Here is a 15,519-nt window from a genome sequence, read left to right as displayed (position 1 = left end):
AGTACGTTCCGGGCATTCCCCGAAATTTCACACTCCGCTGGAGTTTGCCGTGGCGCACCCCCCTCGCCCTCCCTGCCTCCCAGGCCCTCATGAAGGAGGGCCGTTCCGCCTCCTGCCGGGCCGCCGGTGGCCCGCCTTCCTGGCCGCCGCCGGGCTCCTCCTGCTCACGGCCCTCCCCCCCGGCGCCGCATCGGCGGGCAGAGGTACGGCGGAGCCCGGCGCCCTGTCGCTGACCTCGGCCACGAGCTCGACCTTGGCCACGACCATGAGCTCGAACACCGTCGCCGAGCCCTCCGACGCCGAGCTCGCGCGCGACGCCCTGCGGGCCGACCTCTCGCGCGAACGTTTCTACTTCGCCATGACCGACCGCTTCGCCAACGGCGACACCTCCAACGACCGAGGCGGCCTGACCGGCGACCGCGGCAAGACCGGCTTCGACCCCACCGACAAGGGCTACTACCAGGGCGGCGACCTCAAGGGCCTGCTCGCCAGGCTCGACTACATCCAGGGCCTGGGCACCACCGCCCTCTGGATCACCCCGGCCTTCAAGAACAAGCCCGTCCAGGGCGACTCCGCCGGCTACCACGGCTACTGGATCACCGACTTCACCCGCATCGACCCCCACCTGGGGACGAACGCCGAGATGAAGACGCTGGTCAAGCAGGCGCACAAGCGCGGCATGAAGGTCTTCTTCGACATCATCACCAACCACACCGCCGACGTCGTCGACTACAAGGAGAAGGAGTACGGCTACCGCTCCAAGGGCGCCTACCCCTACGTCTCCTCCACCGGCCAGGTGTTCGACGACCGCGCGGTCACCGGCTTCCCGAAGGTCGACGCCGAGTCCTTCCCCTACACCCCGGTCGCGACCGACGCGAGCAAGAAGCCCGCGTGGCTCAACGACGTCACGATGTACCACAACCGCGGCGACTCGACCTTCAGCGGCGAGAGCAGCGAGTACGGCGACTTCTTCGGCCTGGACGACCTGTGGACCGAGCGTCCCGAGGTCCTCGACGGCATGATCGACATCTACAGGTCGTGGGTGCGCGAGGCCGGCGTCGACGGGTTCCGCATCGACACCGCCAAGCACGTCGACATGGGGTTCTGGGAGAAGTTCTCCCCCGCGTTGCGCGGTTACGCGGCGCAGCTGGGCAACAAGCGGTTCTTCATGTTCGGCGAGGTCTTCTCCAGCGACGCCGCCTTCACCAGCCGCTACTCCACGCGCGGCGGCATGAACTCCACGCTCGACTTCCCCTTCCAGGACGCGGCAGTCGCCTACGCGGCCAGGCGGTCGGACGCCGGGAAGCTGGCGTCGCTGTTCGCCTCCGACGACTATCACCTGGACGCCGACTCCAACGCCTCGTCGCTGCCCACCTTCCTCGGCAACCACGACATCGGCCGCGTCGGGAACTTCCTGCGGGGCACCGACGACCCGCTCGGCCGCGACCGGCTGGCGCACGAGCTCATGTACCTGGTGCGCGGCCAGCCGGTGGTCTACTACGGCGACGAGCAGGGCTTCACCGGCGCCGGGGGCGACAAGGACGCCCGCGCCCCGATGTTCGCCTCCAGGAGCGCCGACTACCTCGACGACGACCTGCTCGGCACCGACGCGACCCACGCGCAGGACAACTACGTCACCACGCACCCGCTCTACCAGGCGATCGCCAGGCTGGCCGCCCTGCGTGACGAGCATCCGGCGCTGGCCGACGGCGCGCAGATCGAGCGCCTGGCATCGGGCGGCGTCTACGCCTTCTCGCGCGTGCTCGCCTCCGAGCGGGTGGAGTACGTGGTGGCGGTGAACAACGGCACCACGCAGGCGCAGATCCAGATCCCGACCGACTCGCCGTCGACCGGCTTCATCCCCGTGTACACGACCACCGCCGGTGCGGGCAGGGGCGCTCAGGCCACGGCCGGCGCGGGCTCGGGCGCCGGCGTTCAGGCCGCGGCCGACGGCAGGCTCGCGGTGACCGTCCCCGCCCTCAGCGCGGTCGTCTACAAAGCCGCGGCCAAGCTCCCCGACCCGGCCGCCGCACCGCAGCTCACCCTCTCCCTGCCCGGCGCGCAGATCCGCGGCACCGCGGAGGACGGCCGCGTCGCCGTCACCGCCACCGCTCCCGGCGCCGGATTCGCGCAGGTCACCTTCGCCGCCCAGGTGGGCGACGGGGAGTGGAAGGTGCTGGGCACCGATGACGCGCCCAACGCCGGCCGTACGTTCCGGATATTTCATGACCTGCGGGGTATCCCGGCAGGAACCGTGATCACCTACAAGGCCGTCGTCGAGGACTCCGCCGGGCGCACCGCCTCCGCCAAGGCCCGGGCCGAGGTCGGGCCCGACCCGCTGCCGGAGGATCCGGGCGCGGTCAAGCGCGACCACCTCGTCGTCCACTACCAGCGCGACGACTACGACGGCTGGGGCCTGCACGTGTGGGGCGACGTCGAGCAGCCCACCGAGTGGGGCGCCCCCCTGGCGCTCACCGGTGAGGACTCGTTCGGCCGCTTCGCGTGGATCAAGCTCAAGCCCGGCGCCACCACCGTCGGGATCATCGCCCACAAGGGCGACGAGAAGGACGGCGGCGACCGCCTGGTCAACGTCGCCCAGCGCGGCGAGGTCTGGCTCGCGCAGGGCAAGCCCGACACGTACGGCTCGCGCCAGGCGGCCGAGGGCTTCGCCACGATCCACTACAAGCGTGCCGACGCCGCCTACGACGGCTGGGGCCTGCACCTGTGGGGCGACGCGGTCCAGAACCCGACCGACTGGAGCGCGCCGATGCCGGCCACCGGCACCGACTCCTTCGGCGCGTTCTGGAAGGTCCCGCTGAAGAGCCCGGAGGCGCCGGTGAACTTCATCATCCACAAGGGCGACGAGAAGGACCCCGGTCCCGACCAGAGCTTCACCGGCGCGCAGGCCTACGTCGTATCCGGCGCGAGCGCCGTGCACGCGACCAGGGCGGCGGCCGAGAACACCGCGATCCTGCACTATCACCGGCCGGACGGCGCCTACTCCGGCTGGGGCCTGCACGTGTGGTCGGGCGCGGCGACCCCGACCGAATGGAGCGCGCCGCTGGAGCCCGCGGGCAGCGACGCCTTCGGCGTGTACTGGAAGGTGCCGCTGGCCGAGGGCGCCAAGAGCCTGAGCTTCATCATCCACAAGGGCGACGAGAAGGACCAGGCCGCCGACCAGTCGCTCGACCTGGTCGCCACCGGCCACGAGGCGTGGAAGCTGTCGGGCGCCGACGGGTTCGTGCTCCCGCAGGCCGCCGCGGCAGGCGCCGACGCCGACCTGAGCAAGGCCAGGGCGCACTGGATCGACAGGGAGACCGTCGCCTGGCAGGTCAAGCCGTCGAGCGCGCTGCACTACGCCCTGGCGTTCGGCGACACCGCGATCGACCTGGCCAAGCCGTACAGGACCATCAGGCTCGTGCCCGGCGCGCTCACCGACGCGCAGAAGGCGAAGTGGCCGCATCTGAAGGACTACGCCGCGCTCAAGGTGGACCCGCGCGACGCCGACCTGGCCGGGCCCGCGCTGCTCGGCGCGATCGCGGCGGTGGAGCGTGACGCGGCGGGACGGCTGCTGACCGCGACCGGCGTGCAGATCCCCGGCGTGCTCGACGACCTGTACGCCACCGACCAGCCGCTCGGCCCGACCGGCACGATCCTGCCCAGGCTCGCGCTCTGGGCGCCGACCGCGCGCAAGGTCGAGCTCAAGCTCGGCGGCAAGCAGTACGGCATGCGCCGCGACGCCGACGGCGTCTGGTCGGTGCGCGGCCTGCCCACCTGGTACGGCAAGGACTACACCTTCCTCGTCACCGTCTACTCCCCCGCCGAGGGCAAGGTCGTCACCAACGAGGTCACCGACCCCTACAGCCTGGCGCTGGCGCCCGACTCGGTGCGCAGCCGCCTGGTGAACCTCGACGCCGAGCGGCCGGGCGGCTGGACCTCGCTGCGCAAGCCCGCCGCGGACGGACCGTCCACGATCTACGAGCTGCACGTGCGCGACTTCTCCGCCTCTGACCCGACGGTGCCGCAGGTGCTGCGCGGCACCTACAAGGCCTTCACGCAGGACTCGGCGGGCATGCGGGAGCTGCGCAAGCTCGCCGAGGACGGGCTGACCTACGTGCACCTGCTGCCGGTCTTCGACATCGGCACCGTGCCGGAGGTGAAGGCGAACCGCACCGAGCCCGCCTGCGACCTGGCCTCGATGCCGCCGGACTCCGAGCTGCAGCAGGAGTGCGTCGCCAAGACCGCGGCCAAGGACTCCTTCAACTGGGGCTACGACCCGCTGCACTACACCGTGCCCGACGGGTCCTACGCCACCGACCCCGACCGGCGGGTGCGCGAGTTCCGCGAGATGGTCGCGGCGCTCAACAAGGCGGGCCTGCGCGTGGTGATGGACGTGGTCTACAACCACACGCACTCGGTCGACGTCTTCGACAAGATCGTGCCCGGCTACTACCACCGCCGGCTCGACGACGGCACCGTGGCCACCTCGACCTGCTGCCCGGGCACCGCGCCCGAGCACGCCATGATGGGCAGGCTGGTCGTCGACTCGGTCGTCACCTGGGCGCGCGAGTACAAGATCGACGGCTTCCGCTTCGACCTCATGGGCCACCACCCCAAGGCCAACCTGCTGGCCGTGCGCCAGGCACTCGACGCGCTGACGGTCGCCAAGGACGGGGTCGACGGCAAGAAGATCGTCCTGTACGGCGAGGGCTGGGACTTCGGAGAGGTCGCCCAGGGCGCCAGGTTCGAGCAGGCCACCCAGGCCAACCTCGCCGGCACCGGGATCGGCACGTTCAGCGACCGGCTGCGCGACGCCGTACGCGGCGGCGGGCCGTTCGACGCCGACCCGCGCGTGCAGGGCTTCGGCTCAGGACGGGCGGCCACGCCCGACACGACGCTGCGGGCCTACCAGAATCTGGTGATGCTGGGCCTGACGGGCAACCTGAAGGACTACGTCCTGCCCGACGGGCGCAAGGGTTCGCAGGTCGACTACAACGGCTCGCCCGCCGGGTACGCGGGCACCCCGCGCGACGTGGTGACCTACGTCGACGCGCACGACAACGAGACGTTGTACGACGCGCTGGCCTACAAGTTCCCCGGCTCGATGGCCGAGCGGGTGCGCATGCAGACGTTGTCGCTGGCCACCGCGCTGCTCGGCCAGGGCACGGCGTTCCTGCACGCGGGCAGCGAGCGGCTGCGCTCCAAGTCGCTGGACCGCAACTCCTACGACTCGGGCGACTGGTTCAACCGGCTGCTGTGGGACTGCTCCCAGGGCAACGGGTTCGGCGGCGGGCTGCCGCCCCGGGCGGACAACGAGTCCAAGTGGGCCTACGCCAAGCCGTTGCTGGCCGATCCGGCGCTGAAGCCCGACTGCGCGGCGATCAACGGCGCCCGGGCCCGTTTCGGCGAGTTCCTGCGCATCCGCTCGTCGTCGCCGGCCTTCGCGCTCGGCTCGCTGGCGGAGGTGCAGCGGCGGGTGAGCTTCCCGGCCTCGGCCCCCGGCGTTGTCACCATGCGGATCGACGCCGAGGGGGTGGACCCGTCGTACTCGTCGATCACGGTGGTGTTCAACGCGACGCCTGCCGTACAGCAGCAGATCGTGCCCGGTCTGGGGGCCGCGCGCCTGCACCCGGTGCAGGCCGCGGGTGACGACGCGGTGGTCTGGCAGGCGAAGGCCGAGGGCGAGACGCTGACGGTGCCGGGCATGACGGTCGCGGTGTTCGTGACAGGGAAATAGCCGGGTTCACTCCCGCGTGAGCTGATATTTCGCGATCATGTGTGGCATGACCGATGAAGTGGCCCCCGCGGGAGTCGATCCCACGGTCCCCAACGCCGCCCGGGTCTACGACTACCTCCTGGGCGGCAAGGACAACTTCAGAGCCGACCGGGAACTGGCCGAGCTCGTGCTGACGGTGCTGCCCGAGACGCGCGACTCGACCCGGATGTATCGCAGGATGGTCGGCCGCTTCGTGGAGTACCTGGTCGGCCAGGGCGTGCGCCAGTTCCTCGACCTGGGCTCGGGCCTGCCGGCCCACCAGAACGTGCACGAGATCGCCCACCGCTCCGCTCCGGACGCGCGCGTGGTCTACGTCGACAACGATCCCGTGGTGTGCGCCCACGGGCGCGCGCTGCTGGAGGACGAGCCGTCGCTGGTGCGCATGGTCCAGGGCGACGTGCGCGACCCCGAGGCGGTCCTCTCCGATCCCACCGTGCGCGAACTGCTCGACTTCTCCCAGCCCGTCGCCGTGCTGATGCTCTTCATCCTGCACTTCGTGCCCGACGCCGAACGGCCCCACGACATCGCCGAGGGCTACCGGCGGGCGCTGGCTCCCGGCAGTTACCTGGCGGTGGCGCACGTGGCGAGCGACACGGTGCCCGAGCGCATCGACCAGGTGGTCGAGCTGTACAAGCACGCCAGCAGCCCGATGTGCCCGCGCGGCGAGGCCGAGGTGCGCGCCTTCTTCGGCGATTTCGAGCTCATCGAGCCCGGCCTGGCCAACGGCGTGGTCGAAGTGTGGCCGTTCGGCGACAGCGAGGACATCGCCTTCTGGGACCCCGAGCTGTCGCGCATGATCTACTCCGGCATCGGCCGGAAGAAATGACTCAGTCTTTCCTTTTGCCCGATCTGACAGCTATGTACCCGCCGGTAGCCTCGGAAACGTGGCGCGCATATGGGCACGAACCCTCCGCGGTCGGGTCACGCTCATAGCGGCGGCCGTCGCGGCATTCGTGCTGCTCCCCGTCGGGATCGGCGGAGTGTTCGCCGCGCGCGCCTTCGTGGAGACCCTGACCTGGACCGACACCCGCGACACCGCCGCCCGCATCACCGCCGAGCACCGCGAAGGCCGCGTCGTCTTCCCCACCGACGCCTTCCTCGCCCAGATCGTCGCCCCCACCGGGGAGATCGTCGCCGCCAGCCCCGCCGCGGCGGGCCTGCCCCCGCTCACCACCGTCTGGCCCAGCCCGGACAACCGCATCCTCAACACCAACGCCTGCCTGGCCACCGGCTGCGTGCACATCACCGCCATCCGCGAGTCCACACACCCCGACTCGCCCGTCGTCTACGCCGCGCAGCGCTCACCCGCGGTCCTGTCGACCAGGATCCTCGAGGCGATCATCACGGTGCAGATGCTGCTCCTGGTCGCCCTCATCGCGTGGATCACCTGGCTCATGGCCGGACGCGCGCTGCGCCCCGTCGCCGAGATCCGCGCCCAGCTCGACGAGGTCAACGCCACCGACCTCAGCCGCCGGGTCACCGAACCCGTCACCCAGGACGAGGTCGCCCAGCTCGCCCGCTCTATCAACGGCACGCTCGGCCGCCTCGAGCGCTCGGCCGAGCAGCAGCGGCAGTTCGCCCACGACGCCTCCCACGAGCTGCGCACCCCCATCGCCGGGCTGCGCACCCAGCTGGAGAGCGCCCAGCTCTACCCCGAGGACACCGACATCGAGGAGCTGGTCGAGAGCGCCCTGCGCGACACCGACCGCATCGAGGCCATCGTCACCGACCTGCTGCTGCTGGCCAGGATCGGCTCACGCGTCGACGTCATCAAGGAGCCCGTCGACCTGGGCATCCTGGTGCGCAAGGCGCTCTCCGACCGCTCCGGCGGGGTACCGGTCACGGCGGAGCTCGGCGACGGCATCGTGGTCGAGGGGGTGCGCCTGCAGCTGGAACGGCTGCTGGCCAACCTGCTCGACAACGCCGAGCGGCACGCGCTGAGCCGGATCGACATCACGCTGTCGGTGTCCGGCGGCGAGGCCGTGCTGACCGTCGAGAACGACGGGCCGCCGATCCCCGAGGGCGACCGTGAGCGCATCTTCGAGCGTTTCGCGCGCCTCGACGCCGCGCGCAGCCGCGACGAGGGCGGGGTCGGCCTCGGCCTGGCCATCGCCCGCGAGGTGGCCCTCGCCCACCGCGGCGCCCTCACCGTCGACCGGGACGCCCGCTTCACCCTGCGCCTGCCCCTCGCCGAGCCGGAGGAGTAACACCGGGCGCCGCCCTGGACCGCGCCGGGGCGGGCGAAGCGGAGGTCGAGGCGAGCGGACGGTCCGCGCCAGGTGGGCCTGCCTGGTCAGGCTCCTTGTTCGAGGCGGGTGATCGCCTTCTCCAGGCGTGCCGTACGGCCGGCCGGTGAGCGGGCCTGCAGCAGCGGCAGGATCACCTGGTAGCGCCCCGTCCTGTCGAGCGCCTCGAAGGCGGCCCGCGCCGCCGGGCGCCGCTCCAGCTCGGCGGCCAGGTCGGGCGGCACGGTGACGTTCTTCTGCGACGCGTAGGCCGCCTCCCACCGCCCGTCGGCCTGCGCGGCGCGCACCTCGGCCAGGCCGGGCTCGCGCATGCGCCCCGCGGCCGTCAGCTGCTCGACCTTGTCGACGTTCACCCGCGACCACAGGCTGCGCGGCCGCCGTGGCACGTACTTCTGCAGGTAGTGGGTGTCGGAGTGGGAGCGCCGCTGCCCCGAGATCCACCCCCAGCACAGCCCGACGTCGACCTGCTCGTCGGTCGAGAGGGTCGGCAGTCCGGTGCCCTTCTTGGCGACCTTCAGCCACACCCCCGCCGAACTCGCGTGGTGGGCCTCCAGCCAGGACTCGAACTCCTGCCCACTGGCGAAGGCGATGACCTCGACGCCGTCGATCTCCTCCATGCTCACGCCCGCCGCGCCAGGGCCAGGTCGGTCAGGATGGTCAGGTCGAGCCCGTCGCCGATGACGGCGGCCATGTCGCCCAGCAGCGCCTCCCGCTGCTCGGCGGGCAGGATGCGGTAGGCCGAGATGGAGCGGATGAGGTCGAGGTAGCGCTCGGCGGGATACCACTCGGAGCGGCGGTAGCGGCGCTCCTCCAGGTCGGTGAAGCGCCGGTCCTGGGCCAGCCCGTGGTCACGGGCGAAGAAGTCGTCGTCGAGCTCGGAGGCGGAGTAGCGGTGCAGGCTGGAGCTGTCGACGCCGTTGCGGGCGTCGATCTCGGCCAGCGCCCGGTGCACGGCGGGGTCGGTCACGCTGTAGATGTTCCAGAACAACGCCAGCCCGCCGCCGGGCGCCAGGGCGGCGTGGGCCAGGTCCCAGCGGCGTTCCGGGTCGACCCAGTGCCAGGCCTGGGCGCAGTAGAGCAGCTGGAAGGCGCGGTCGGGCTGGAAGTCCTCGAAGACGCCCACGACGATCCGCGCGCCGGGGCAGTGTCCACGGAGCACCCCGGCCATGCGGGGGTCGGGCTCGACGCAGGTCAGGTCGACGCCGCGGGCGGCGAAGCCCACGCTGGCCTTGCCCGAGCCGGCGCCCACCTCCAGGACCGGTCCCGGTCCCGGTCCCGCGTAGGCCAGCACGTCGGAGACCAGTTCGTCCGGGTATCCGGCACGCGCCGACTCGTACTGCTCGACCGCCTCCCCGAAGATCACATTCCGCTCGGTCACCGGAAACCCCCTCGTATCGGTACGGACCGACGATTCAATCACGATCTCCGGGCGCGGCCTTGAGCGCCTCCACCAGCCGGTCGGTCTCGGCGGTCAGGCGCGGCAGGTCGGCGGCGGGGTCGGCCGAGCGCGCCAGCATCATGCCCGCCTCGCAGAGCGCGCCGAAGACCAGCCTGGCCCTGGTCGCGGCCACCTGCTCGTCGCCGGTGGCCAGCACGAACCCGGCCTCGATGACGCTCAGCAGGTGGCGGTGCTCGGCCGCGCGCACGACCTCCCAGCCCAGGACGGCGGGCGCGTCGACCATCACGATCCGCGCGAAGCCGGGGTCGAGGCAGTGCTGCAGGAAGGTGCGGGCGCCCAGCCGCAGCGCGCTGCCCTGGTCGGCGCCCGAGGCGGCGATGCCGAGCAGCTGGGCCGAGACCTCGCCCAGCTCGGCCTCGAAGGCGGCACGCAGCAGCGGCGCCTTGCCGCCGAAGTGGTGGTAGGCGGCGCCCTTGGTGACGCCGGCCGCGGCGGCGACGGCGTCGATGGAGGTGGCGGCGTATCCGGCGGCGCCGAACAGGGCGCGGGCGGCCCGGACCAGCGCGGTCGTGGTCTCGTCGGTGCGTTCAGCCTGGGTTCGCCGAATCATTGTTCGAAAACTCCATTGACTTACGTACTCAGGGTACGTAACTTCGATAGGACAGATACGTACCGACAGTATGAATCATGGAGGTGCGAGATGTCCCACCCCCTCATCGCCGTCTACGGCGCCACGGGGCACACCGGGCGGCTGGTGGCGGCGGAGCTGAGGGCCCGCGGCCGCGACATCGTCCTGGGCGGACGTGACGGCGGGGCGCTGAAGGCCCTGTCCGACGAGCTCGGCGGGCCACCGGTGCACGAGGCCACCGTGGACGACCCCGGCGCGTTACGCGCCCTGGCCGAGCGGGCCGGCGCGCTGATCCACTGCGCGGGCCCCTTCGCCCACACCGGGCGTCCGCTCGCCACGGCCGCCGTGGAGGGCGGCTGCCACTACGTCGACCACGCGCTCGAACAACACCACACGGCCTGGCTGTTCGACGAGATGCACGATCCCGCCCGCCGAGCGGGCGTCACGATGATCACCGCCATGAGCTTCTACGGCGGCATGGGCGACCTGCTCGCCGGCGCGACCGCCGCGGGGGCCGAGGGCATCGAGCGGGTCGTGCTCGGCTACGCCGTCAGCGACTGGCTGCTGACCGCCGGCGCCAAGCGCACCGCCGAGCTGCTGTTCGCCGACACGCGCAGGATCACCTACGACGCGGGAGCCCGGCACGTCGGCTACGTCGAGCCGCGCAACGCGGTCTTCCCCTTCCCGCCGCCGCTCGGACCGCGCACGATGATCGCCCCGGTGCCCTTCTCCGAGGTGGTCACCGTACCCAGGCACGTGCGGACCCCGCGGGTCGAGGCCCAGCTCACCGCCGCCACGTTCGAGCAGGAGGGGGTCTTCACCAGCGAGCGCGTCGACGCCGGGACCCGCGCGGGCTCGCGGTTCACCGTCGCCGCCCAGGTGGTCACCGCCGGCGGCGGCTTCGCCGGCCGGGTCAGCGGGCGCGATCTGTGGCGGCTGAGCGCCGTCGCCTCGGTCGAGGCCGCCGTACGGCTGGCCGACGCGCCGCACGAGCCGGGCGTGTACGGCCCGGCCGAGGCGTTCCCCGCCGAGGCGTTCCTGCGCGACCTCGAACGGCTCGGCCTGCTCTCCTACTCGGGAAGGGCACGCACATGACCCCGATGACCGGCCGTTCGGGAAGGACCCGCACATGACCCCCATGACCGGCCGTCCGGGAAGGACACGCACATGATCCTCGTGACCGGAGCGGCCGGAGGGCCGCAGGGCGGGACCGGGCGGCAGGTCGTCGAGCTGCTGCTCCAGCGCGGCGAGCGGGTGCGCGCCTTCGTGCGTGCCGACGACCACCGGGCCGAGGAGCTGCGCAAGCTCGGCGCCGAGGTCGTCGTCGGCGACCTGCGCGAGATCAGCACGGTACGGCCCGCGATGCGCGGCGTCACCCGCGCCTACTTCACCTACCCGGTGACCGCCGGGCTGCTCGACGCCACGGCGGTGTTCGCCGCCGCCGCCCGCGAGGCGGGGGTGGAGCGGGTCGTCGAGGTCTCCCAGCTCGACGCCTCGCCCGAGGCGGGCACGCCGCGCATGCGCCGCCACTGGCTGTCGGAGCAGGTCTTCGACTGGGCCGGCGTGGGAGCGGTGCACCTGCGGGCGGCGGTGTTCTTCGAGAACCTCGCGGTGATCGCCGCCGCCTCCGGCGGCACCGAGCTGGCGATGCCCCTGGGCGCGCGCGACACGCTGGTGCCGCTCGTGGCGGCCGAGGACGTGGCCAGGGTCGGCGCGGGCGTGCTGCTCGAACCCGGTCCCGTCGATCCCGTCTGCCTGGTGACCGGGCAGATGGCGAGCGTGGGCGAGGCGGCCGACGCGCTCGGCGTGCCGTACGTCGACGTGCCGCCGCAGGAGTGGGAGCGGCGGGCGATGGAGATCTACCGCGACGCCTACGCCGTCGAACACCTGACGCACCTGTGGGCGCTGTTCCGCTTCATCGGCACCGAGCGGCATCCGCTGTACTTCGTCACCGACACCATCGAGCGGTACGGCGAGCGTGCCCCGGTGACGCTCGCCGCGTTCGCCCGGGGGCGCTGAACGGCAGGGGCGCGGGAGGGATCAGGCGTGCTGGAGCGCCTTCTCCCCCCTGGGCGGGCTCGCCGTCGTCGTGCTCGTCGAGCAGCGTCGCCTCGTCGAACGGGTCGCCGCCGCCGAGCACCAACGCGGCCCGCCCCTTGTCGAACCCGCCCGTCCAGTGGCCGACGAGCACGGTGGCGACCGCGTTGCCGGCGAAGTTCGTCAGCGCGCGGGCCTCGGACATGAAGCGGTCGATGCCCATGAGGAGGCCGACGCCCTCGATGCGACGAAGAGCGTCGCCATGGTCAGGTAGCCGGCGGCAGCGCAGGCCGTTGAGGATCGGCGTGCCGCGCGAGCCCATCGCCTGCGGGGCGGGGTTCGGGCACGCGACGGCGGACCGCTCTCGTCCAGGTCCGCGACGACGGTCCCGGGCTGACGCGCCCGACGCCTTCTCCGAGGGCTGGACCACCAAGGGCGACGGACGCGGCCTCGGCCTGGCCCTCGTGGGCCCCGCCGTACGCAGGCTGAACGGCACGGTGGAGGTGACGGGCTCGACGTTCACCGTCCGCGTGCCGTACCCCGGGTGAGTCAGAACGTGAAGCCGCCCGGCCTGCCGTTGCGGTCGGCGATCAGCCCGGCCAGCGTCGACACGGCGATCTCCGCGGGCGTCTGCGAGCCGATGTTGAGCCCGATCGGCCGGTGCACCCGCGCGATCTCCTCGGCGGGCACGCCCAGCTCGGCCAGCGCGGCGACGTGGGGCGCGCTGTGGCGCGGGCTGCCCATGATGCCGATCCACCTGGCCGGGGTCTTGAGCAGCTCCTGCAGCACGGGGCCGATCTCGTCGCGGTGGTGGTCGGTCAGCACCACGTCGGCGCCGCCGTCGAGGAAGCCCAGGTCACGGACCGAGGCCGCCCCCGGCAGGCCGCGCCCTGGATCGGGGTCGTACAGGTACGTCGCGAACCCCAGCTCCGCGCCGAAGCGCAGCAGGCACTCGGCCACCGGGGTGGCGAAGACGGCCACCAGGGTGCGTCTGCCGTCATGCGGCGCGGCCTCGCCGTGGGCGACCGCGCAGGACGGGTCTACGTCATGGGAATGCGCCATGCCCGCAGTCTGGCACCCCTCGGCGTCCGGGCACGACGGCCACGCGGGTCACATACGCCCATCGGGTGCCGGTCGCCACCCTGCGCGAGAGGCTCACCAGCTACGCCGCCTTCCGCGCCACGGAAGGCGAGGTCAGCGGCCAGGGCGAGGTCGACAGGGCCCTCGCGGCGCTGCGCCGTGCCCCAGGAAGGAGGGTGCCGCAGTACGGCGGGGTGGGGCGCCCCGAGCTGCTCTACCGGATAACCGTGCAGAGTTAACGGCGAGTTCAGCCCGCACACCCGGTGAGGTCGGATTGCGTGACTAGGTTCCTTGGCACTTCAAGGAACTGTAGGGAGTCACGTTGCGAGTCCTGGCCGTCATCCCCGCCCGTGGAGGTTCGGCGGGCATCCCCCTCAAGAACCTCGCCCCAGTAGGCGGGGTGCCGCTCGTGGTGCGGGCGGCCCGCGCCAGCCTGCGCGCGGAGCTGATCGACGCCGTCGTGGTCAGCACCGACCACGAGGAGATCGCCCGGGCCGCTCGAGAGGCGGGGGCCGAGGTCGTCCTGCGGCCCGAGGAGCTGAGCGGCCCGCGGTCCTCCAGCGAGTCGGCGGTGCTGCACACGCTGGAATCGCACGAGGCCGACGTCGTCGTCCTGGTCCAGTGCACCAGCGCCTTCATCGACCACCACGACCTCGACGCGGCGGTCCGCAAGGTGCTCGACGGCGAGGCCGACGTGGTCTTCTCCGGTACGGCTTCGCACGCCTTCCTGTGGACCACCGCCGGCTCCGGCGTCAACCACGACCCCGCGCGCCGGCCCATGCGCCAGGAGCGCGACCCCGAATACCGCGAGACCGGCGCCTTCTACGTCATGCGCGCCGCCGGGCTGCGCGAGCACGGCCACCGCTTCTTCGGCACGATCGCGGTGCAGGAGGTGCCCGCCAAGCACGCGATCGAGGTCGACGAGCCGCAGGACCTGGAGATGGTCCGGGCGCTCGCGCCCTTCGTCGACGAGCCCGAGCCGATCGACGTCGACGCGGTGATCACCGACTTCGACGGCGTGCACACCGACGACCGCGCCTACGTCGACTCGGAAGGCCGCGAGATGGTGCTCGTCAGCCGCGCCGACGGCATGGGCGTCTCGCTGCTCAGGCGCGCCGGCGTCAAGGTGCTGGTCATGTCGACCGAGCAGAACCCGGTGGTGAGCGCGAGGGCGCGCAAGCTGGGCGTGCCGGTGCTGCAGGGGCTGACCGACAAGCGCACCGTGCTGCGCGACTGGCTGGCGATCGAGAAGCTCGACCCCGCCCGCGTCGCCTACGTCGGCAACGACGTCAACGACCTGGGGCCGATGTCGCTGGTGGGCTGGCCCGTCACGGTGCCCGACGCGCACCCGCGGGTGCGGGCCGCCGCCCGGGTGGTGCTCGACACCCCCGGTGGCGCGGGAGCCGTACGAGAGCTGTGCGAGCGCGTGCTGGCCGCCAAGCCCGAGATCTCCTCGCACCAGCCCGCGAGCCGGCCGCTGCTGGGGCCCGTCGCGATCGGCGACGTCCTGGTGGGTGACGGTCAGCCGGTGTACGTGATCGCCGAGATCGGCATCAACCACAACGGCGACGTCGAGATCGCCAAGCGCCTCATCGACGTGGCCGCCGAGGCCGGATGCCAGGCCGTCAAGTTCCAGAAGCGCACCCCGGAGATCTGCGTCCCCGACGAGCAGAAGGGGCAGATCCGGCAGACGCCCTGGGGCGAGATGACCTACCTGGAGTACAAGCTCCGCACCGAGTTCGGACAGGAGCAATACCGGGAGATCGCCACCCACGCCTACAAGCGCGGGCTGCAGTGGTTCGCCTCGCCGTGGGACGTGCCGAGCGTCGACTTCCTGGAGGAGCTCGAGGTGCCGGTGCACAAGGTCGCCTCGGCCAGCGTCGCCGACCACGAGCTGCTGCGCGCGCTGGCCGCCACCGGCAAGCCGGTCATCCTGTCGACCGGCATGTCGACGCTGGCCGAGATCGACAAGGCGGTCGAGATCCTCGGCACCGACCGGCTGATCCTGATGCACGCGACCAGCACCTACCCGCTGCCGCCCGAGGAGGCCAACCTCCGCGCGATCACCACGCTCAAGGAGAGGTACGGCGTGCCCGTCGGCTACTCCGGCCACGAGCGCGGCCTGCAGATCTCGCTGGCCGCGGTGACGCTCGGCGCGGTCACCGTCGAGCGGCACATCACCCTCGACCGCACGATGTGGGGCAGCGACCACGCCGCCTCGCTCGAGCCGAACGGCCTGGAGCACCTGGTGCGCGACATCCGCATCATCGAGCAGGCCATGGGCGACGGCATCAAGCGGGTCTTCCCCGGCGAGGAGGCCCCCAAGGCCCGGCTGCGGCGGGTCACCGTCTGA

The 15,519-nt window shown here is 72.1% G+C and carries 13 protein-coding genes; 8 read left to right on the top strand and 5 right to left on the bottom strand.

Annotated elements, in window-relative coordinates; translation table 11 throughout:
* The first annotated feature begins 49 nt into the window (after positions 1 to 49).
* Genes pulA through ACIBH1_RS22790 form a run of 3 tightly spaced genes read left to right on the top strand, consistent with a single transcriptional unit; the run spans position 50 to position 7,983 of the window.
* Positions 50 to 5,737 (top strand): pullulanase-type alpha-1,6-glucosidase, encoded by a 5,688-nt coding sequence (gene pulA / locus ACIBH1_RS22800; protein ID WP_397315876.1) that lies wholly within the window; start codon positions 50 to 52, stop codon positions 5,735 to 5,737.
* Positions 5,738 to 5,783: 46 nt separating this feature from the next.
* Complete coding sequence (locus tag ACIBH1_RS22795; protein ID WP_397315875.1) at positions 5,784 to 6,602, top strand: SAM-dependent methyltransferase; 819 nt, start codon at positions 5,784 to 5,786, stop codon at positions 6,600 to 6,602.
* A gap of 58 nt (positions 6,603 to 6,660) precedes the next feature.
* Positions 6,661 to 7,983 (top strand): sensor histidine kinase, encoded by a 1,323-nt coding sequence (locus tag ACIBH1_RS22790; protein ID WP_397315874.1) that lies wholly within the window; start codon positions 6,661 to 6,663, stop codon positions 7,981 to 7,983.
* A gap of 86 nt (positions 7,984 to 8,069) precedes the next feature.
* Here ACIBH1_RS22790 and ACIBH1_RS22785 read toward each other — a convergent pair whose 3' ends face one another.
* From ACIBH1_RS22785 to ACIBH1_RS22775, 3 genes are read right to left on the bottom strand one after another with little or no spacing between them, the layout of a single operon-like run.
* Entirely contained in the window at positions 8,070 to 8,639 is a 570-nt protein-coding gene (locus ACIBH1_RS22785) for a YdeI family protein (protein ID WP_397315873.1), read from the bottom strand.
* 2 nt (positions 8,640 to 8,641) lie between these two features.
* A complete protein-coding gene (locus ACIBH1_RS22780) occupies positions 8,642 to 9,400 on the bottom strand; it encodes a class I SAM-dependent methyltransferase (protein WP_397315872.1) in 759 nt (252 codons plus the stop codon).
* Positions 9,401 to 9,434: 34 nt separating this feature from the next.
* Entirely contained in the window at positions 9,435 to 10,031 is a 597-nt protein-coding gene (locus ACIBH1_RS22775) for a TetR/AcrR family transcriptional regulator (protein ID WP_397315871.1), read from the bottom strand.
* 90 nt (positions 10,032 to 10,121) lie between these two features.
* Here ACIBH1_RS22775 and ACIBH1_RS22770 point away from each other — a divergent pair, with 90 nt between their 5' ends.
* The gene (locus ACIBH1_RS22770) at positions 10,122 to 11,144 is read left to right on the top strand and encodes a saccharopine dehydrogenase NADP-binding domain-containing protein (RefSeq protein ID WP_397315870.1); all 1,023 of its coding nucleotides are present in this window, start codon (positions 10,122 to 10,124) and stop codon (positions 11,142 to 11,144) included.
* Positions 11,145 to 11,216: 72 nt separating this feature from the next.
* Positions 11,217 to 12,068: an NAD(P)H-binding protein gene (locus ACIBH1_RS22765; RefSeq protein ID WP_397315869.1), complete on the top strand. Its 852-nt coding sequence runs from the start codon at positions 11,217 to 11,219 to the stop codon at positions 12,066 to 12,068.
* Here ACIBH1_RS22765 and ACIBH1_RS22760 read toward each other — a convergent pair.
* On the bottom strand, positions 11,998 to 12,309 hold the full coding sequence (locus ACIBH1_RS22760; RefSeq protein WP_397315868.1) for a hypothetical protein: 312 nt from the start codon (positions 12,307 to 12,309) through the stop codon (positions 11,998 to 12,000). The genes ACIBH1_RS22765 and ACIBH1_RS22760 overlap by 71 nt on opposite strands.
* 82 nt (positions 12,310 to 12,391) lie before the next feature.
* Here ACIBH1_RS22760 and ACIBH1_RS22755 point away from each other — a divergent pair, with 82 nt between their 5' ends.
* Positions 12,392 to 12,634, top strand: a complete 243-nt coding sequence (locus ACIBH1_RS22755) for a hypothetical protein (RefSeq protein WP_397315867.1) — start codon at positions 12,392 to 12,394, stop codon at positions 12,632 to 12,634.
* A 1-nt stretch (position 12,635) separates the two neighbouring features.
* Here ACIBH1_RS22755 and ACIBH1_RS22750 read toward each other — a convergent pair whose 3' ends face one another.
* Entirely contained in the window at positions 12,636 to 13,148 is a 513-nt protein-coding gene (locus tag ACIBH1_RS22750; protein ID WP_397315866.1) for an XdhC family protein, read from the bottom strand.
* Between the two features lie 65 nt (positions 13,149 to 13,213).
* Here ACIBH1_RS22750 and ACIBH1_RS22745 point away from each other — a divergent pair, with 65 nt between their 5' ends.
* Entirely contained in the window at positions 13,214 to 13,405 is a 192-nt protein-coding gene (locus ACIBH1_RS22745; protein ID WP_397315865.1) for a hypothetical protein, read from the top strand.
* Between the two features lie 83 nt (positions 13,406 to 13,488).
* Positions 13,489 to 15,519, top strand: a complete 2,031-nt coding sequence (locus ACIBH1_RS22740; RefSeq protein WP_397315864.1) for an N-acetylneuraminate synthase family protein — start codon at positions 13,489 to 13,491, stop codon at positions 15,517 to 15,519.

The sequence above is a fragment of the Nonomuraea sp. NPDC050663 genome, assembly GCF_044456985.1.
GTDB lineage: Bacteria > Actinomycetota > Actinomycetes > Streptosporangiales > Streptosporangiaceae > Nonomuraea.
The sequence above is the reverse complement of the archived record's forward strand: the minus strand, read 5'-3'. Positions and strand labels throughout refer to the sequence as shown.